The organism is Deltaproteobacteria bacterium (genome assembly GCA_016210005.1).
Lineage (GTDB): Bacteria > Desulfobacterota > Binatia > HRBIN30 > JACQVA1 > JACQVA1.
Genome location: JACQVA010000065.1, coordinates 1 through 19154, shown reverse-complemented (window position 1 = coordinate 19154; position 19154 = coordinate 1). Strand labels below are relative to the sequence as shown.

20 protein-coding genes are annotated in these 19154 nt (G+C 64.3%); 10 read left to right on the top strand and 10 right to left on the bottom strand.

The features are described from left to right. Nucleotides 1–370 precede the first annotated feature (370 nt). From HY699_06725 to HY699_06705, 5 genes are all read left to right on the top strand, one after another. A complete protein-coding gene (locus HY699_06725; protein ID MBI4515491.1) occupies nucleotides 371–1759 on the top strand; it encodes a hypothetical protein in 1389 nt (462 codons plus the stop codon). 72 nt (nucleotides 1760–1831) lie between these two features. Beyond that, a complete protein-coding gene (locus HY699_06720; GenBank protein MBI4515490.1) occupies nucleotides 1832–3028 on the top strand; it encodes a hypothetical protein in 1197 nt (398 codons plus the stop codon). 135 nt (nucleotides 3029–3163) lie between these two features. Next, on the top strand, nucleotides 3164–4189 hold the full coding sequence (locus tag HY699_06715) for a hypothetical protein (GenBank protein MBI4515489.1): 1026 nt from the start codon (nucleotides 3164–3166) through the stop codon (nucleotides 4187–4189). 66 nt (nucleotides 4190–4255) lie between these two features. Further along, a complete protein-coding gene (locus HY699_06710; GenBank protein MBI4515488.1) occupies nucleotides 4256–5485 on the top strand; it encodes a hypothetical protein in 1230 nt (409 codons plus the stop codon). A gap of 153 nt (nucleotides 5486–5638) precedes the next feature. After that, complete coding sequence (locus HY699_06705; GenBank protein MBI4515487.1) at nucleotides 5639–6040, top strand: response regulator; 402 nt, start codon at nucleotides 5639–5641, stop codon at nucleotides 6038–6040. Nucleotides 6041–6385: 345 nt separating this feature from the next. Here HY699_06705 and HY699_06700 read toward each other — a convergent pair whose 3' ends face one another. After that, on the bottom strand, nucleotides 6386–7474 hold the full coding sequence (locus HY699_06700) for a hypothetical protein (GenBank protein MBI4515486.1): 1089 nt from the start codon (nucleotides 7472–7474) through the stop codon (nucleotides 6386–6388). Nucleotides 7475–7486: 12 nt separating this feature from the next. Further along, on the bottom strand, nucleotides 7487–8200 hold the full coding sequence (locus HY699_06695) for a hypothetical protein (GenBank protein MBI4515485.1): 714 nt from the start codon (nucleotides 8198–8200) through the stop codon (nucleotides 7487–7489). Here HY699_06695 and HY699_06690 point away from each other — a divergent pair. Together HY699_06690 and HY699_06685 are read left to right on the top strand one after the other, a co-directional pair. After that, a complete protein-coding gene (locus HY699_06690) occupies nucleotides 8184–8795 on the top strand; it encodes a hypothetical protein (protein ID MBI4515484.1) in 612 nt (203 codons plus the stop codon). The two genes, HY699_06695 and HY699_06690, sit on opposite strands and share 17 nt — an antisense overlap. A gap of 68 nt (nucleotides 8796–8863) precedes the next feature. Next, a complete protein-coding gene (locus HY699_06685) occupies nucleotides 8864–10540 on the top strand; it encodes a hypothetical protein (GenBank protein MBI4515483.1) in 1677 nt (558 codons plus the stop codon). Nucleotides 10541–10579: 39 nt separating this feature from the next. On the opposite strand, the gene HY699_06680 is transcribed toward HY699_06685, so the two are convergent. Beyond that, nucleotides 10580–10825 (bottom strand): helix-turn-helix transcriptional regulator, encoded by a 246-nt coding sequence (locus HY699_06680; protein ID MBI4515482.1) that lies wholly within the window; start codon nucleotides 10823–10825, stop codon nucleotides 10580–10582. Between the two features lie 489 nt (nucleotides 10826–11314). Here HY699_06680 and HY699_06675 point away from each other — a divergent pair, with 489 nt between their 5' ends. Next, nucleotides 11315–11707: a DUF1232 domain-containing protein gene (locus HY699_06675; protein MBI4515481.1), complete on the top strand. Its 393-nt coding sequence runs from the start codon at nucleotides 11315–11317 to the stop codon at nucleotides 11705–11707. A gap of 98 nt (nucleotides 11708–11805) precedes the next feature. On the opposite strand, the gene HY699_06670 is transcribed toward HY699_06675, so the two are convergent. Together HY699_06670 and HY699_06665 are read right to left on the bottom strand one after the other, a co-directional pair. Continuing rightward, nucleotides 11806–12291 (bottom strand): adenosine-specific kinase, encoded by a 486-nt coding sequence (locus HY699_06670; GenBank protein ID MBI4515480.1) that lies wholly within the window; start codon nucleotides 12289–12291, stop codon nucleotides 11806–11808. Nucleotides 12292–12358: 67 nt separating this feature from the next. After that, nucleotides 12359–12805, bottom strand: coding sequence for a hypothetical protein (locus HY699_06665; GenBank protein ID MBI4515479.1), 447 nt, complete (start codon nucleotides 12803–12805; stop codon nucleotides 12359–12361). Between the two features lie 297 nt (nucleotides 12806–13102). On the opposite strand from HY699_06665, the gene HY699_06660 reads away from it, so the two are divergent. After that, a complete protein-coding gene (locus HY699_06660) occupies nucleotides 13103–14509 on the top strand; it encodes a HAMP domain-containing histidine kinase (protein MBI4515478.1) in 1407 nt (468 codons plus the stop codon). Continuing rightward, nucleotides 14493–14984, top strand: a complete 492-nt coding sequence (locus tag HY699_06655) for a response regulator (GenBank protein MBI4515477.1) — start codon at nucleotides 14493–14495, stop codon at nucleotides 14982–14984. The genes HY699_06660 and HY699_06655 overlap by 17 nt, the downstream gene beginning before the upstream one ends. A gap of 164 nt (nucleotides 14985–15148) precedes the next feature. Here HY699_06655 and HY699_06650 read toward each other — a convergent pair whose 3' ends face one another. The 5 genes from HY699_06650 to HY699_06630 all read right to left on the bottom strand — a co-directional run bounded on the left by HY699_06650 (nucleotide 15149) and on the right by HY699_06630 (nucleotide 18871). Beyond that, on the bottom strand, nucleotides 15149–15853 hold the full coding sequence (locus tag HY699_06650; protein MBI4515476.1) for a 5-formyltetrahydrofolate cyclo-ligase: 705 nt from the start codon (nucleotides 15851–15853) through the stop codon (nucleotides 15149–15151). Nucleotides 15854–15939: 86 nt separating this feature from the next. Continuing rightward, a complete protein-coding gene (locus tag HY699_06645) occupies nucleotides 15940–16815 on the bottom strand; it encodes a tRNA (adenine-N1)-methyltransferase (protein MBI4515475.1) in 876 nt (291 codons plus the stop codon). Between the two features lie 54 nt (nucleotides 16816–16869). After that, nucleotides 16870–17802, bottom strand: a complete 933-nt coding sequence (locus tag HY699_06640) for an adenine nucleotide alpha hydrolase family protein (GenBank protein ID MBI4515474.1) — start codon at nucleotides 17800–17802, stop codon at nucleotides 16870–16872. An 18-nt stretch (nucleotides 17803–17820) separates the two neighbouring features. After that, entirely contained in the window at nucleotides 17821–18018 is a 198-nt protein-coding gene (locus tag HY699_06635; GenBank protein ID MBI4515473.1) for a MoaD/ThiS family protein, read from the bottom strand. A gap of 64 nt (nucleotides 18019–18082) precedes the next feature. Then, nucleotides 18083–18871: a cyclase family protein gene (locus HY699_06630; protein MBI4515472.1), complete on the bottom strand. Its 789-nt coding sequence runs from the start codon at nucleotides 18869–18871 to the stop codon at nucleotides 18083–18085. Nucleotides 18872–19154 lie beyond the last annotated feature (283 nt).

The following is a 19154-nucleotide window of genomic DNA, read 5'->3' as shown; positions in this document are numbered from 1 at the left end:
TTGCGCCCCAACGGGCGACAGCACCACTGTCGCGGCGAATTTATTGCCGCTCCTGCGCACTTGCTGCATGCGCTCCGCGCCAACAGCTCCGTCTGCTTACGCTGATCCTACCGCGCGCACGCGACTATGACAGGACCCTGCTGGCAGCCTCTTTTCGCTTGACATTGCCGTAGGCGTAGGCCATACCTCCCCACGTTGAAACGTTTGACCGACCGCCGGAATTGCGGAGTTGGAGATGAGGGGCTGGGGCTTTCCTTTTTCTCTTGACAACTTAGGGTAAATGAGCGATACAGCGGGGGCATTTCCCCGAGCGACGGTCGCTGTATGGGGAGTGCGTGTGAACGGTGTACTGACGAAAAGGAGGCGTGCGATGCGTGTGCTGAAGCGAAATCCTTGGCTGACCGGCCTGGGAACCGTGCTGTCACTGCTGGGACTCTGGTGGGGCAGCGCCCGAGCCGACGCCACGACCGACCAAACTGGTTCGGTACTCTTCTTTCCTAAGGTGATCGCGGATGGGACGCGTGACACGTTGATCCAGATCACCAATACCCGGCCCGACACGGTCTTGGTGCACTGCGAGTACATCAACGCCAGCGGTCGCTGCCGGCTGACCAACGGGGTTTGCTCGCTGGACTCTGACTGCGGACTGAATCTTTGCGTGGGCGGGACTTGTTCGGTCGCGGGTGGCGTATGTGCCACCTCGGCCGATTGCACCGCCAACACCTGCGACAACATCCTCTGGAACATGCTGGATTTCGGCTTTGGCCTGACTCGGCAGCAACCGACGATCTGGCGTGTTTCCACTGGTCGCGATGCCAGCCTGACCGGCCCGCCGACGCCGCCCGTGGAATGTGTGCCCAATGGCCCCTCGCAGATCTGCCCGGGCCAATTTTCGGGTGACGTGCCGCTGGCTCCAGCGCAGCCGTTCCGCGGGCAGCTGGTCTGCTACGAGGTGGACAGCAGCCTTAATCCATTGGGCCAGAATGCGCTCAAGGGCGAGGCGGTAATCCAGACCCTCGGCACCGACCAGATCAGCGAGTATAACGCCATCGGCGTGCGGGCGATTGAGCCGATCGTCACCGACAAGCTCATCAGTATGAACAACGAGGAGTACAACGCTTGCCCTGAGGTGCAGTACTTCAACCACTACGCCCAAGGCGCCGATGACCTCGTTGCGGAGAATAATGGCTGCCCGGCTGGGGCTTGCCCGGTTTCTACCGAGCTGACTATGGTCCCGTGCACGGCCGACTTCGAGAACCTGATCCCGGCCACCGTGACGGCGCAGTTCCGTATCACCAACGAATTCGAGCAGTCGTTCTCGGCCTCGAGGCCGTTTACTTGCTGGTTCAATGGTCGACTCGATCAGATCTCGGCCAACTTCTCCGCCGCAAACCTGGGCAGCACCTTCGCCCAGACCCGTATCCGTACGGCGTATGGACGGCGGTGTGCGGACACCGGCACGCTGTGCAACTCTGACGCTGACTGCAGCGCCGCAGGCCTCTGCCTCGCGCAATCCGGAATCTTGGCGGTCTCGGAAGCGTTCCACTCCAATCTTGATGTCGGTACGGTGGGCACGGACGCGGCCAACACCCACTTCGTCGGCAACCGTGCTCGTTGTATTGAGCCGAGTGACTCGGGGCAATGTGCCAACGCTAGCGACGTGGCCCCGTGCTTTACGGGCCTTGGCTGCATCAGTGATGGAGACTGCGATCCAGGCCAGTTCTGCGCAACTGACTCCATCTTGGGAGTTACCCCGTAGCGGGCCAGTGGCCTGGAGTCGTGTGTGGCAGATCATCGGATGATTGTGGCCTGCAGAGAAAGGAGACGGGCAATGCTGACTATGAAGCGAATCGGCTCGGCAACGGCGGTGGCCTTGCTGGCAATCTTGGGTGCGGCACCGTCCGCGCTGGCGCTGACGAACTCTGATCGCCCCACCTCGGCGGTGATCTTCACCGATGTTGCGGTGAGCACCGACACGTCGCAAGACACCTTGTTGCGGTTGAGCAACGCCAGCGACAGTGCCTCCGTGACGGCGAAGTGCTTCTACATCAACTCCAACAGCCACTGCAGCAATACCGGCGGAGTGTGCACCTCGTTCGTCGACTGCGTCGCCGGCAGCACGATAGGTGTGTGCCTGCCGGGCTGGACGGTGACTGACTTCCAGGTCGTGCTGACCCGTCGTCAGCCGCTTGGGTGGCTAGCTTCGAGGGGGCTGGCAAGCACAGCCCTCCCGATGCGTGGCGTGCGGGTCTGCTCGGCTTCGTCGGCCAACGCTGGCGCATCGTGCACGAGTTTCTTCGACTGTCCGGGCGGTACCTGCATCGATGGGCAAGACAACGACGGTACTCTGATTCCGCCGGTGCCGGAACTGTCTTTTGTCGGTGAGCTGCGTTGCATCGAGGTGGATCCGGCGACAGATACGCCCTTTGCGGGAGCCTCGAACACCAACGATCTCGAAGGACAGGCGAGTATCACCACGATCCTTCCCGATGGGACGATCGACGTGGCGACATACAACGCGGTGGGTTTCGCCTCCAATTTTAACAGCGACACTAACAACGAACTCGTGCTCGGTGATGAGTACGGCGGTTGCGCGTCCGTGCTTGTGGTTAACCACCTGTTCGACGGCGCAACGAACCCGATCGACGCGGGAAGTTCAAGCGCGACAATCCTTAATCTGTCGCCCTGCTCCGGGGACTTAAGCGGGGCGGACCCCTCCCTCGGGGTGTCGACTGCGCAATTCCTCGTTTATAATGAGTTCGAGCAGCGCTTCTCCACGAGTCGCCGGGTCGACTGCCACTTCCAAAGCCTGCTGTCTTTGATCGACACGACGCAGTCGCCGCGTTCGATCTGGAATGCCGCTGTCGCTGGTACCGTCGCCGGGCAAACGCGTATTCGTCCGGTTGGGTCGGGACTTGTCGGCTCCGCCCGCCTGGCCATTCTCTCCGCCGCTGGCGGCGGATCGAGCGCCTACAACATTCACCAAGACGGCGACAGAACCGTGACAGACTCGATTATTATTCCCTGACCGTGTGGCGGTTGCGGGTCGGGTAGGAATGACCGAGGGAATGAAGTCTAAAGGAGGAAGGCCATGAGGACGACGAAGAGCCTACCTGTCGCGATAGCGCTCGCAGCGTGCGCTTTTGGGTTTGCGGCGGTTGGGGTGGCGCGCGCCGACGTCTCGACGGAACGGCCAGGTTCGATCTTGATTTTTCCCAAGGTGATCGCGGACGGGACCCGCGACACGATCATCCAAATAACCAATACCAGGACTACGATCGTCCACGCGCGGTGTTTTTACATCGACGGATCGATCGACCCGAGCACGTTGCAGCCGCGCTGGCAGGAGTCCGATTTCAGTATCTGGCTGACAAAGCTCCAGCCGACTCACTGGCAGGTGAGCCAAGGCCGCCGCGTCGACTCTAGCGACAACTCGCCTGGAACCGCGTCGTTCCCGCTTGGGGCCGGGCTGGATCCGGGTGCAGTGCCGCCGGTGACGGCGGGGTTTACCGGGCAGCTGCTGTGCGCGGAGGTGGACTCGAGCGATAAGCCGATCGCTTACAACTCTCTGAAGGGCGAGGCCACGATCCAGAATTCTGCCAGCGGTGACGTCTCGAAGTACAACGCGATCGGCATCCAGGGAATCGACCCAGCCGACCCCGCTACGCCGCTCAATGATCTGGCGTTGGACAACGTCGAGTACAATGGCTGCCCTGCGGCGTTGCAGTTCGGCCTGATGACCGAAGGCACGGCCGATCCGGTTGTCGAAACGCTGGGCAATGCCGGATCGTCGGTCGCTAACTACCTCACGATGATCCCGTGCACGCAAGACCTCGAGAACATGGCGGCTTCAACGGTGCCTGTGTACTTTGATGTTTGGGATGAGTATGAAGGCCATCTGTCGTCACTGGTGAACGTGACGTGCTGGCGCCAGCTGTCGCTTGCTGAGACGGCTCCCGCTGGGGCGTTCGCCGGTCGCGTGACGACGTTCTTGTCGGCGCGGATCACGCCGCGAACGCAGGTCGGCGTGCTGGGCGTTGCCAGCAGCGTGGTGACTGACGGCACGGGCTTGAATAGCGCCTCTGTGGATGTCTCCCTGAATCTGCTTGGCAACGATGACCTGACTAACCTGCCGAACCAGGTCGGGACGCCCGGCTCGGTTGCGGTCATTCGTCTTGCCGCGCCGTAAGCGGCGGAAGCATGATCGGGGCGAATCGGAAGAGGCTGTTGTTCGAAGGACGAAAGGAGACGGGCAATGCGTACACGTAGACCGGACCACTCAGCTTTTGCGCCCGCGTTGCTGGGCGCGGTGGCCGTTCTCCTGGCGGCGGGCGGAAGCGCTCGGGCGCAGGTCGCGGCAGATCAACCTGCGGGACTCCTGGTGTTCCCCAAGGTGGTTGTTGACAGGGCGGGCTTCCTGAACGGCGGTGTATCCCAGGACACGGTGATCGAACTCAACAATACCGACGACGGCAATGCCCGTTCCCTGCACTGCTTCTGGGTTAACTCGACAGGGCGATGCGACAACATCCCAATATTGCCGTGTGACCCGAATACGGATGACCCGGTGCTAAATTGCCAAGTTTTTGGCGGGCGATGCCAGGCGCAATGGACGGTGTCGAACTTCTTTATAGAGTTCACGCCGGCGCAGCCAATCGGGTTTGTTGCGGGTGACAATCCGCAGGCGCCACTGCCGTGTGATGGGACGACGGGTTGCGGTATCCAGGGCGGGTCCATCGGGCCGGTGACTGATCCCTTCGTCGGCGAGTTGAAGTGCGTCGAAGTAAACAACATAAACGACGCGCAGCCGGTCGACGGCAATCACTTCACGGGTTCGGCGCGTATTTACGAGGTCACCGGCGGCGCGCCCGGGAGCGTTGATGTTCGGCAGTACAACGCGGTGGGTGTTCGCGCGATCGAGGGGCAAGTGAATACCGACACGACGCTTTGTCTCGGGACAACGCCGTCGGCGGAGTGCGGTACGGAGGAGTACGCCGCGTGCCCGGGAACGCTTATCCTGAATCATTTTTTCGAGGACTCGTTCCCGTTCGGGGATAACCGAACGGTGCGGACCGTGCTGACATTGGTGCCGTGCACGGAGCGTCTTGAGGAGGACCCCAGCCTGCAGACAGTGACGGCGGTGCAGCTGGCGATCATCAACGAGTTTGAGCAGCGGTTCTCTTCGGCCACCAGAGTTGACTGCTTCAAGTCGATCCGGCTCGCGGACCTGGACACTAGAGCCGGCGCCGCCGACGACTATTCGTCGATTTTCTCGGTCGGGGTGCAGGGCACGCTGACTGGACAGACGCGCGTCCGCGGGGTGCCGTCGAGCCAAGCGTTCCATGGGTTGCTCGGGGTGGCTGAGGAGCTGTATACGGACGGGGTTGCTGGGACGGCGTTCTCGGCCGCGTTCAATCTTAACTACGATGGTTCGCGGCTGGACTCGGGCGAAGGCGACGAAATGCACGTGCCGGTGCTGCCGTAGTTGAAAAGCGACTGACTCTCTGAGAAAAAAAGGGCCGGGAAGCAGCTGCGCTCCCGGCCCTTTTCTTTTGTCCGCTGTTCTGAGGATGGCGGCTGGGCAGGGTCGGGAAGCGAAGAGCGGCTGCGTGCGAATTCTGAGTGGCAGGGAAGAAGCATGGGTCGGAAGCGGATACTGGTGGTAGAGGACAACCTGGATAATCGGCGAATCCTGGTGTACCGGCTTAAGCGGATCGGCGAGTTCGAGATTGTCGAGGCCAGTAACGGGCTGGAAGCGGTAGCGGCCGTCGAGCGGGAGCCGCCAGACGCGATCTTCATGGACTTGAAGATGCCGGTTATGGACGGTTGGGAGGCTACGCGCCGCATACGTGAATTGGAGAAGGGCCGCTCCATTCCAATTATCGCCTTGACAGCGCAGGCGATGGCTGGGGATGAACAGAAGGCTTTGGCCGCCGGCTGCGATGACTACCTGGCGAAGCCGATCGTTGACCCCAATTTGGTTAGGATAAAACTCGAGCGGTTGCTGGCGGAGGGCCGGCGTCAGGTTGCTGAGGGGTGACGGAAGCGGCTTGAGTTGGAAGGGCGTCTGTGAGCTGTGCGGCCGCCGCCGGCGGTGCGGCCCGAGCGGCGGAAGCCGAGGGTGTCGGCACGCCAGGGGGACGGGCGAAAGGCGACGCAGTGGCGGCGGGGGTGCCCAGCGCAGCGCGAAGTCGAGTGCCTGCCCTGAACTACTATTCCCGACCTTCTTCGCGCGCCGCGCAGATTCTTGGAGCGTCATTCCCGCAAGCTTTAGGCGGGGGAATCCATGGGCGGGGGTGCGGGCAAGCTCGCCGCCCCGCCTGGATGCCCGCTAGAGGATTGCGGGCATGACGGACTGCAACTCTCCATGTTTGGGTTGCGGGCGTCAGCCCGCGCCAGGGGACGCCGAAGGGGCCAAAGTCGGTAGTGGTTGGCAAGAATCATCACGTAGCGCGACGACGTGCGGCAGCAGTAGAACAGGGTCGGCGATGATGTGCAGCCGGGTCGCGTCCTCGGCCTTGGCAAGGGGGACGGGCTGGGTAGGCGCGGTGGCGCTGGCAATGGGGCTGGTCGTGATTGGTGGCGCAGGGCAAGCCCTAGGGGCTTGCCCGAGCGCCCGCGAGGCGGTGCTGGCTGCGTTGCCGGTGGCTCTTTTCGGGCGCGGCGACGCCTGCGCCGAGTTCGATGCGAACCGCGATGGCTTGGTGACCGCAGCCGATCTGGTCGCTGTGATAGGGCGCTGGGGTGAAGTAACGGCGACACCCAGTGCATCTGCCACGGCAACTGCGAGACCGTCACCGTCGCCGTCAGCAACATCAACCACACGCTTTTCGCCCAGCCCATCGAGTACGGCCACGACAACGGCAACTCCGAGTGGCACAGCCACGGGGAGCCCGACGTCGACCGCGCCACCTCCAACCAGCAGCTTGACGCCGAGCGCGGCTGCCACGGCAACGCAAACCGCGACAGCGTCGCCAACGCCTTCGGCGAGCACAATTGCCTCGGCTACGGAAACGCCGACGTCGAGTCCGACCCCGTCCGAAAGCGCGACGGCAACGCCGGAGATGTCTGTAACGTCGTCTCCCCCATCGGCGAGCATGACTCCGACTGCATCTGTCACAGCGACGCCGAGCATAACTGAGACGGCGGCAGCCACCTCGACGGCTTCGCGCACGACGACGGTCACCGCGAAGGGGAGTGCCAGCAGTACGCCGACGCGTACGCGGACACCGTCGCGCTCGCCGACACCAACTGTTACACGCGTGCTCACATTCACCCCGAGTGCGACCAGGACGCGCACGCCCCCGCCGAGCGCGTCGCCTTCTCGCACGCGCACCTTTACGCCTTCGCCCACCGGCACCATTGTGATAATTCCAACTGCCACCCGAACGCCGACTAATTCGCCGACAGCGACTTTCACCCCGTCATCCACCGCCAGTAGCACGGCGACCTGGACGGCGACCGAGTCCCCCACCGCGACCGCGACCTACTCGACCTCCGCGACCGCCACAGTGACCCAGACGCCGAGTTCTACGCCGAGTGCGAGCCCGACCGCGACTGCCTCAGCGACTCGGACCGCTACAATGACGGCGACGCCGTCGCGGACTCCAACGGCGTCAATGACGGCAACGGCGAGCAAAACGCCGACCTCAACGCCGACCGCTGTGCCGAGCGCCACCGGGACGCTGACGCCCTCCGCCACCCTAACACGAACCGCAACGGCAACTGCAACCGTGAGTGCGACGGCAACACCGAGCGCTACGACCACACCGACCACGACACGTACGGCAACTCGAACCCCGTCCGTTACTCTGACACTGACTCCATCTAGGACTGGCACGGCCACGGGCACGGCGACGATGACCCTGACGCCTTCGCGCACTGCCACCGTCACTGCAACCAAAACGCCGAGCGCGACGCCGACCGCGAGCGTGACGGCGACCGTAACGCCTTCACGCACAAGCTCGTTTACGCCCACGGCGACCGCCTCTGCGACGCCGTCGCCGACCGTAACCAATACCCCTTCCGCCACACCGAGCGTGACGCCGACCGCCACCTTCACGCTTACCCGCACACCGAGCCCGACCCGGACGCCGAGTCCAACGCGGACCCCGACGGTGACGTGGACGTCCACACTGACCCGAACCCCGACGCGCACCGCGACGCCGACGCGAACGGCGACGGTGACGGCGACGCGCACGGCCACCCCGCCGCCGATCGGGCCGGACCTGACCTACGTCGGCGTGGCCAACCTCAGCGGTGTGGCACCGACTCCGATCGGTACGGACAAAGGTGGCAATCCCATCTACCGAGTGCTGGTGCGGCAGGGCTTCTACCTGGTCGTGGAGGCCAAGAAGGGCGCGGGCCGGCGCTCGGTCGGTACCACGGTGTTCAACTGGGCCGAGGACGATCCGAGCGTACGCCCCGACCTCCAGATTCAGCCGGCTCGACCTTTGGGCAACGGCAGCGGGGCGGTCTGCGATCGCGGGCCGGTACCGGCTCCGGTTGGCGGCGTGCCCGCGATCACGCCGCCGAGCTTTGCCGGCACCCAGCTGGTCGCCGATGTGCTGAACGACCTCGGTTGCCGGTTCAACGTTCGCTCGTCGAGCGGAGAAGCCTGCACGGGATCAGGCGGTTCGTTCTTCTTCCTCGGCAGCGGCACCGACGAGCAATTCTGTGCGTTGGTGGGTACCGAGTTCTCGTTTCCAAGCGGAGATACGCTCCTGACGGTCCGGGTGCTCGACACGATCGGACAGCCCGGTCTTCCGAAGTCGTTTGTGATTCGCGCGCCGTAGGGTCTCATACCTGAATGAGTCCCGCGGTGTTGGTGTATTACTCCGAGTGACGCTCGATGTTGCCGAGAATGAGGGCGCGGCAGCTCTTCCTTCTGACGGCGGCCTTTGGCCTGGCGAGCATCGCCATGACTTGGCCGTTGGGGCGCCACCTATGGGACCACGTCGTCGATGCGCGTATCTTCGGCCCGCTTGGCGGCTGGTGGCGGCAGGATATCTTCCTCAACCTGTGGATTCTGGCCTGGGGAACGCACGCGCTTTCCGGTGATCCGGCGCACTGGTCGCAGGGCAACGTGCTCTACCCCATGGCCGAGTCACTGGGCGGGTCGGAACATATGCTGGGCTATCAGTGGCTGTTCGGCCCGCTCTATCTGGGTACCGGCAACCCCGTCTTCGCCAACCAGTCGATAGTGTTGCTTTCATTTGTCCTCACCGGCGTGGCCGTGGCATTGCTGGCAGTCGAGCTCACTGCCAGTGCCAAGGCCGGCTGGCTGGCCGGGTTTCTGTTTGCATTCAGTCCCTGGCGCTTCAACGAGTTGGCTCGCGTGCAGCTGCTCGGCACGTTCTATCTACCGCTGATCGTACTGTGCTTGGCGCGTTACCGGCGTACCGGCCACTGGCCATGGCTGGCTGGTTGCGCGCTGTTGTTGGTGTTGCAGGCGCTTACGTCTTACTACCTTGGCTACTTCGCCTTCGCGACGGTGGGCCTACTGCTGCTGCCCCCGCTATGGCGGCGGGAACTGCCGCTGCGAGACGTGCTGGCGATTGCGGCGGCGCTGGCTGCGGCGGTGGTGGTGCTGATTCCGTTCAGCTTGCCGTACGTGCGCATGCGAGCTGCCGGCGTGATACCGGCTGACCCGTACGTAGACCGAGCCGCCTTGGCCTTCTTGATGAGCGCGCGGCCGTGGAGCCGCTTTGTCACGCCTGGTACTGAACTCTACCTGGGCGGAACAGCCATCGGTCTGGCCCTGCTGGGCTGCCGCCGGATGAACCCGGAAATGTGGCCGGGTCGGGCGTCGCTGCTGGCGGTTGCGCTTGGTGGGTATGTCCTGGCGCTGGGGCCGGCTTGGCGCGTGGGCGATGTGCTGATTCCGCTCCCGTACAGGATTCTGGGTTTGTTGGTGCCCGGTCTGAGCGCAGTTCGATATCCGACGCGCTTCGGCCTGCTGGTGGTGTTTGCGGTGGCCCTGTTGGCGGCGCGAGGAGCAGCGCAGTTACTGCGAGCACTGCCTCGCAGCGGCTGGCAGTGGGTGGTGAGCGTGCTGCTGTGTGGCCTTCTGACCGCCGCTGTCATACTTGAAACCCGCATCTTCGGCGCCGCGCATATTGAGCTGGAAGCGGTTCCCGTCGGGGAGGAAATTCCGCCGGTGTATGCCTGGTTGCGCCAACATGGCGACGGTGGCGTGTGCGTGGAAGTGCCGGTTGGTGACGATACCTTTCCCGGCCTTCTGCGGGAGAGCTGGTACATGTACTTCAGCACGTATCATTGGCTGCCGCTGGTGAACGGATTCACCGGCCATCCCGACCCGGAAAACACGGCGCTGCGAGCTGTCGCTCGGCGCTTGCCCGAGTCAGAGGCAGTGGCGGCGCTGCAATCCCGTGCGGACGTGCGATGGGTTGTGGTGCACCGTGGCGCGCTGGCTCCACAGACACGAGCGGCCTGGCGATCGGCGGTCTTGCCTTGGCACCAGGCCGCGGAATTCAGCGACGGAGCCGTCGTGTTTGATTTGCACCCGCAGGGGCACTGAGGGGGCAGCTGCCGCCGCGCGATGCCCGGCGGCCGTTGGCTAGGCTACGTCCCGGTGGTGTTCGACGGAGTCGGCCTCGACGTGCTCGGTCGGCTCGATCGAAATGCCGCGGCGGCGCGCGAACTCGGTGATGGTCGCTCGGGCCAGCTTACTCGGACGGAATCGGCCGTTTTCCCAGCGATTCACGGTTCCCACGGTCAGGCCCAGCGCATGGGCAAACTCCTCCTGGGTCATGTTCAGGCGCGCGCGGAGCGTGCGAACCATCTCGCTGACTTGGTCTTGCATGTTACTGTGTCCTCCCTGTATTGCTCTCGATCACTCATGTGATCTGCCACAATGGGACAGCAAGTGATGTGCCACGGGAATTCGCGTGTTCGCCAACATGTGCCGTGAGCGCTGGCGGCACTGGCTTGGCAACTTTCGGGAAGCGGCCACTTCCGTGACGGTTTCGTCGGTTTGACTTCTGGGAGCCAGGTGCAGCATCTTCAAAAAGCAATGGGAACGAGCCGAACTGTCCGTTTCATATGGCTGGCGGCCCTGCTGTGGGCATGCCCCGGCCGCACCGGCGAGCCGACAATAGCAGCGCGAGCCGACGCTGCCGGGCAGCCGATTTCCCTCGAAGTAGTCGCGATCCGCGGGCCGATCGAGGAGGATCTCGGGCTTGGCACCACCGGGCTGCTGCGGTCGTCGAGGTGGTGGTACAAGCGCATCTACTACACTCTTCAGGGCTCCACGCGCACGTGGTGGCGTTGGTCGAGCCGCATTGTGCTGTTGATGATGGTGGCGGTGGTGGCCTCGATGCTTGATCGCAACCTGTGGCAGCAATGGCGCATCGGCGGCTGGGGGGTGTTCCGGCACTATATGCCGTTGGCAGGCATCGTCTATCTGCTGGCCCTCTTTGACCGCCGCGCCGACGGTCTTGGCCGGATTCTGCTCTTTGGCGCGTTTGCCTACGGCCTGCTGCCGTTTGACCTAGTGCCCGACAAGCTCAACGGCGGCATGATTGATGATCTGGTCTTGGTCGCGGGGTCATCGCGCCTGTTCATGCATCGCTGCCCGGCCGCGCTGATCGAGCATCGCGCGAAGCAAGTGCAGGGGTGGCGCCGGCGCACGCAGCGCATTCAGGCTCGCCGCCGCAGTCTCAGGCGGCGGATCGCGGGCGAGTGATTGCGGCCGTGGCCGGACTGGCTTGCGCAAGGCCTCGGTGCCAGCGACGGGCGGCTCCCGCGCGGTTGCCCCCCCTCGCACGCGCGTAGTGATTTAATCTAACTCAACTTGTACCCGAACTTGCGCAGCAGGGCCTTGCGGTCCGCGACATGGTCGTCGCGCTCGATGCCCTTGGGTTTGAGACCATCGATGACCCCGACTATGCCGCGCCCTTGTTCGGACTCCGCGACCACGACCTCGACCGGGTTGGCGGTGGCGCAGTGAATCGAGCACACCTCGGGCAGCATTTTGATCGCGTTCAGCACATTGATGGGAAAAGCATCGCGCAAGAGAACGAGAAAGGAGTGCCCGGCGCCGATGGCAAGGGCCTGCTGCGCCGCCTGTGACGCCAGCTCCGGGTCGGTACCGCTGGCGCGGACCAAACAAGGCCCCGAAGCCTCGCAGAAAGCGAGTCCGAAACGGATGCCGGGGACGGCGCTGACTAGGGCCTCGTGCAGATCCTCAACCGTCTTGATGAAGTGCGCTTGCCCGAGGATGAGGTTGACATCGTCAGGTTTCTCGACGCGAATCGCCACGAGATTCATGCCCCACTCCTTGCGGTATGACTCGGCGAACTTGTCCCCGCGTGCGCGGCAACGCCGCCCAAGCGGCTCAGGGGGCGCCGCCGGATTTCGCCAGCTTTTCGGCTACCCGCTTCGGGATCGCGGCGGCCTCGTCGCCCTGCGGAGTTACCGCCTTGGTCTTCAGATCGGCGCGCCAAACGGCCTGACGATGGTTGTTGCCTTCGCGCCAAGTGAGGCTGACCTCGTACTCGGGCCCGTTCTTTTGCTTCGATCCCCAGGAGAACTCTCCGATGAATACCTCCACATCCGTGCCCTGGGTCAGCAGCACCTTGGTCATGTCGTCGAGCGGCAGGGTGCCATCGGGTTTGAACGCGCGCACCAGCTTCTTGGCTTCCTCCTCGCGCTTGCTCCATGATTCACCCAGCTGCGTGCTGATCACCACCACGAAGCCGATGCTGAACAGCGCCAAGCTGCCCCAGCCCAGAATCGCTGGCCACGATCGTTCCTTCTTTTCAGTGTTGCCCTGTGTTGTCATGGTGATCTCCCTCCCCACGATTGTTGCCGCATAGGATTCTAAGCCAAGGGTCCCGGGTGCGGCAATCAGGCGCCGGCCATCCTCACGAGTTGCCTCCCTACGCGCGTCACAGCACCGGCCGTTTATCGAACCTGCGTGCCGGGAGCAACTGCCGGCAGCGTCCAAATTTGGACCGGTGTCAACTTTTCTGTTCGCGGTTGGGGCGCCTAGGTCCGATCCGGGCCGCTGCCTTATGAAGCCGATCGGGGGCACAGGCATTGCTGTTCACACAGCAGATGCTGGACCATGTGGGGCTCAGTGGATACAGCTGAGGCGTTCGGCCCTGCCTTGCAAGCGCAGTTCGAGCTCGAGACGCGCCGCCTCATGCGGCGGCGGGCAGTGGTGGCGTGCGTGCTGGTGCTCTGCATTGCTCCCTTCTACATGGTCGCCGATTACATGCTCTATGCCACTGACTTCGCCACCCTCACCGCCTGGCGCCTCGTCTGCGTACTGCTGACCAGCGCGATCCTGGCCGCGGTTCGAGGCCCCCTCGGCGAACGACACCCCGACTGGTTGGTGTTGCTGCTGGGGATCGTGGTCGGGTGCATGTTCGCCGCCGTGCCGGCGCTCATGGAGGGCTACGACACGCCCTACTTCGTCGCGCTGACCCTGCTGATACTGGGCTTACCGATCTTCATGCCCTGCCGGGCTGGCGACGTGCTGCTTTTGAGCGGGGTGCTGCTGTTTGCCTACGTGGCCGCGGCACTGATGCACGGGCGGATTCATAACCCTGCCGTCTTCCTGACCAACGTATCGCTGCTTGTTACCTCGGGCGCGGTGGCCCTGGTCGGAATGCGCATCGGCGCGGCAATGCGCCGCACCGAGTTCCTAGCTCGCCACCAGCTCGAAGACGCGGTGCGGGACAAGAGCGCCATGGCGGCAGTGCTCGAGCAACAGTCGGCGCGCTTGGCGCTGGCTAACCAGGAGATGGAAGACCTCCTCTACGTGGCCTCACATGACTTGCGCGCACCGCTGATAAATGTGCAGGGTTTCACCCGCGAATTGCAGCTCAGCCTCGATGAGCTGCGCCGCGAGTCCCCCGCCAGTCCGGAGACGCGCGCGGTGTCCGGCGACATCGATGAGTCGATTCAGTTCATCTTGGCTGCGGTCTCACGGATGGACGGCTTGATCGGCTCGTTGCTGAACGTCTCCCGTATTGCCACCCGCACCAACCCCACCGAAGCCGTTTCGCTGGGGCCGATGGTGGAAACCATCATCGACACCTTTCGCTATCAGCTCGACCAGAAGCAGATCACCATTTCCGTCGGCGACCTGCCCGCGGTCATAGGTGATCCGCTGCGCCTGAACCAAGCCTTCAGCAACTTGGTGGACAACGCCATCAAGTACATGGGGGAGCGCGCCGTTCGGCGCATCGAGATTGGCGCGCAGAGCGCAGACGATACCTGCACCTGCTTTGTGCGCGACACCGGCCCGGGCATCCCGAAGGGAAAACAGGAGGCGGTGTTTCGCCTGTTTCATCGCCTGCCTAACGGCGGGGTGCCGGGCGAGGGGATCGGGCTGACGATGGTGCGAAAGATCGTCGAAAAACACGGCGGGCGGATTTGGCTGGAGAGCGTGCCCGACGAAGGCAGTACGTTCTGGTTTACGCTGCGGCTGGCGGCTGCGGCGCGGACAATGGGAGCGGAGCATGATGCATCCACCTAACGCAGCCATCCTGCTGGTTGAAGACGACGACGGCCACGCGAGCCTGTTCGCGCGGCACTTCCAGCGCGCCGGCCGCGGGGAACGGCTCGTGCGCGTCAGCGACGGCGAGGAGGCGCTGGCTTACTTGACCGGTGTCGCGACGGCCCACGCCGCCGCCGGTTGCCAGCCCCGTCCTGGGCTCATCCTGCTCGACATCCGCATGCCCGGCCTCGATGGCTTCGAAGTCCTCGCCCGCCTGAAACGTAACCCCGCCTACCGGCACACACCTGTCATCATGCTCACCTCGACCGATAGCCAGCAGGAAATCAATCACGCTTACGCGCTCGGGGCGAGCGCCTACGTCGTCAAGCCGGTCAACCCCGATGCCTTTGCCGACCGTATCGCCAAGCTCAGCGGCTTTCTCGACGTGCTGGAACTGCCCGAAGTCCGCCAGCCCGAGAACCACGATGTCCGAGGCTCTGCTAGTCGAGGATGAACCGGGCCAGGCGCGCTTGGGGTTGTCCATCGCCAGTCGCTGATCAAAGCGCACGCCGGCTCGGTAGGTGTCGAGAGCAGCCCGGGGCAGGGTGCGACTTTCATCGTCAACCTGCCGAGCAACGGCGCACCCTAGCGCGGCTGAGGCGTGGCCGCGTGTGCGGCCTAGAATCGGCGGGGGGTCTCGGCGCCGCGGCTTTCGCGCCGGCCTCGCCGCAGGGCCGGAATCGCGCGGATCTTCTCCTCCGCCAGCAAGTCCCAAATGATGCCGCGCGGTCGCGGGTGCAGGCTGGGGGCGGCGATCACTTGCTCCGGCGTTACCAGGAAATCGACCGGCAGATCGTGCCCGCGCATCGGAATGCGATCGTCAACCACTTGCAGCGGATGAACGGTGGTCAGGATCGGGGTGTACTCGCGCACCTTGCCGTCCTTGCGCAACAGCGCGTACTCCAGATCACAGTAGCCGCCGCCACTGCCGAGGCGTCCGCCTTGGCGCGTTACCGCCATTGAGCCGCACACGATCAGCTCGACCGGCTGCATCTCGTGCGGGGCCACCAGGCGCCCGAACCGCAGTGCTCCGCGCAAGCTCAGCGCTCGCAGCGCGCGCGCGCCGAGCCGCTCGGGATCGATCTCGACAAAGCACTTGTCGCCGCGCAGGTGCGGCACCGGGAGATAGAGGATCTTGCCCTGCCGCAACGCAAAGTAGCGAACCCCCCATTGGGGCGCATCGCTGCTGACCTTGACTGCCTTGGCCCGCTTCCACAGCGTCAGTTCGCTCAGCAAGACCGCGGCGCGCTCTGCCCCGACGAAGTTCGGGACGCGGCCTTCCTGCGCCGGGAAGCGCAGTGCGCTAGCCAGCTTTAGCCGCATCCAGACTTTCCGGCGGAGATCGTCTTTCGTCATGAGCGATCACGCGGGAGGACAGCGCCACCGCTACTACAGGCCAGGGGCGCGAGTCAACGCTCTCGGTCCACGTCGTCGGCGAAATCCTCGGCTTCCTCCTCTGCGCTCGACTCGCCAATGGCGCGCGCGATGCCGGCAGGCGGCACGACCGCCACCAGCCGGCGAGCCACCACAATGAAGCCGGTATGCGCCACCATGCGGTGCTCCGGGCGCACGCTGCGCGCTTTTACGTGCCAGAAGCGCATGAGGGTTTCCATCGCCTCGACGGCGCCGAAGCCGTGCTGCCGCAGCGCGTCGACCCACTCCTTGATCTGCAGTGCCGTCGGGACGTAGCCGACGACGAGTCCGCCCGGCCGCAGCGCGGCGGTGATTTGCGGCAACAGCTGCCACGGTTCGGCAAGATCGAGCAGCAAACGATCGACGTCGCGCTCCGCGATGCCCGCCGCGGCGTCGGCAAGCTTGAGGGTCCAGTTGGGGGCCGGACCGTAGAACTGCTCGATGTTCTGCCGCGCCATCTCGGCGAAGTCGGCACGGGCTTCGTACGAAGTTACGTGCCCGCTCGGCCCCACTGCGCGCAACAGCGCCATCGTCAACGCGCCCGGGCCGGCGCCGACCTCGACGACATTGGCGCCCGGATAGATGTCACCCCAGAGCAGAATCGGACCGATGTCTTTAGGGTAGATGACCTGAGCGCGCCGGGGCAGGTTGGGTACCAGCTGCGCAAACGTCGGGCGCAGCATCAAGAAGGGCTCGCGGGCGCTGTTGTACACCACCGCCCCCTCCTGCATGCCGATCAGGTGATCGGCATGCAGCGACCCACTGCGAAGGTGCAAGCGGGCCCCGGGCCGCAGGCGGCGCAAGTACTCGCGGTCCTTGCGATCGATGAACAGGACGCTTTCGCCTGCGACAAGTTGTGAACGATCAGTCACGATTGCGGCCTGGCGGTACGAGCGGGATCGGCGCAGTCAGCGGTGTGGGCGGTCTCATGCGGGGCCCGCATGGGGCAAGGGGTTGCGCCTTCGCGTCACCTCGGCCACCAGCCGGCAGAACCCGCAGGTGCCGTTGTACGACGGCATGCCGCAGCTCTCACAGGTCTGCGGCGGGGATGATGCTTCCCCGGCGAAGGCGGGCCGACCGGTGCGCAGGAACTCTTGAACGAACGTCAGCTTCGTGCCCGGCATCGCGGCTTCGAGCCGGTTGAGCACGTCTTTGTAAACCAGTTGGGTCGCGCCGGCACTGTTGGGGCACTCGTCGAGTACGTAATCGATGCCGCGAAAGAAGGCGTAGACCGCGGTCTCGTACTCGCTGATGCGAAAGAACGGCTTCACCTTGCGGGCGAACTTCTCGTGCGTCGGCACCAGCACCGGGCTTTGCTTCGCCAGGTGGTCGCTCTGCCAGTGCAGCACGTTGCCGAGCAGCCGAGCGGCCTCGTCATCCAAGTTGTGACCCGTAGCGACCACCTGGAATCCTTGCTCCGCCGCGATGCGGTCGAAGTAGTGCCGTTTCACCGTGCCGCAGGCGGCGCAGGCCTTGCGGTTGGTGGCGCCGGCGACGCGCATGATCCCCAACCCCGGGGTTTCGTCTTCGAGTGGCACCGTCAGCAGGCGCAAACCCCGCTCGCGGGCGAAGTGTTCCGTCTTGCGCGTGGAGATCGCCGAGTAGTCGCCGATTCCCAGTGCCAGGTGCAAGCCGGTGGTTCGGTAACCCATGGTGACCAGCGCATCCCACAAGGCGAGACTGTCTTTGCCGCCCGACACGGCCACCAACACGTCCTCGTCGGGCGTGAACATATGCTCCTTGTGGATCGCCCGTTCCACTTGGCGCTGAAAATAGGTGCCGTAGCAACCGCGGCAGAAGGCGGAATTGTGGTGCCGAATGTGCACCTCGGCGCGGGCGTGGCAGCGGGTACATTTCATAGCCGGGTCGCTGCACCGCTAGCTGCCACCCGAGATCACCGAGCGGATCTCGACACGATCGTCGGCCTCCAGGAAGTCGCGCTCGGTGACCAGTTCGTCGCCGCGAATGACCATCACCGTTCCCGGCAGCAAACCCAGTTGCCGCAGGACGTCGGCCACCCGCTGGCGGCCGGGCAAATCAATCTCCTGGTGCTGTGGGAGCAACGTGATCAGCATGACCGGAACGGCCGGACAATAGGGAAAAGCCGCCAGGCAGTCAATTCGTACGTCGCCGCCGCGCTCAGTAGACCAAGGCTATCGCTCGCATCGGTGCACCGCTGCGGTCGGCCAGCGCGAGTGGTAAGCCGGCGAAGACGACCATCGGTTCGCCGACGAGCTGTTCGAGGTTGATCAGCCCCTCGATAACTGGAATGCCGGCTTGGAAGAAGGCGAGCCGCTCGGCCCAGACTTCCGCCGGCTGCCGATCTAGTTCGAGCGCGTGTGCCAGCTGCTCGAAGTTGCCGATGCTCGGCATGTCGGTCGCCAGTGCGCGCAGTGGACGGGCCGCCAGCCAGCTTGCGGCTTGGGCCGATAGCCAGGTGTGAACCGGCCACTCGCCCGCGGCCGGCGGGCTGTAACCGGTTAGCAGCAGCAGGACCTCTCCCGGTTGCACCTCCGACTGCTGGCTGAGGTCGTTGATTTGCAAAGGGGTATGGCGATCGTGCCAACGCAAATCCCACACCCGCGCCGGGCCGTACAGTCGATTGAGCGGCACTTGATCCGCCCGCAGGCCCTCACGCAGCAGACGCCCGGGCGCATCGAGATGCGCGCCCCCGTGACTGAGCAGAGTGAAGGTCATCATGCCGTACGAGTGGTGGGGTTTCGCCGGCACCACCGCCGTAAACGGGCCCCGCTGCGGAACCCCGAGAAACTCGCACGCGCGCCGGCCGAGTTGCCGGCAGGCGCTGTCTTCCGTCAGGCTCGGGGATAGATCGATGATCTGCTTCGGCTCCGGCGGCCGCAGCGTCTCGGTCGATCGGCACGCGGCGATGACTGCGGCTAGCACGAGCACTAGGGGATGGGGTCGCAAGCGCACTCTCCTCTTCCGATGGTCCGTGCGCTGAGCCTAAACTGTTCGCGGCAAGAATGCCAACCAGTTTCGCCCTGGGGCCGGCTCCGGGGTGCCCGGGGGTTCTTGTCCCGGGCCTGGGTGCGCGACAAATCTGCGGGTAACGTGGTTCGGTGTTATGGCCGTCATTCCCGCGAAAGCGGGAATCCAGTTTGGCGTTTGGCGCTATGGACAAGCAGTTCTGCGTTTACATCCTGGCCAGCAAACGGAACGGCACGCTGTACATTGGGGTGACCTCACAGCT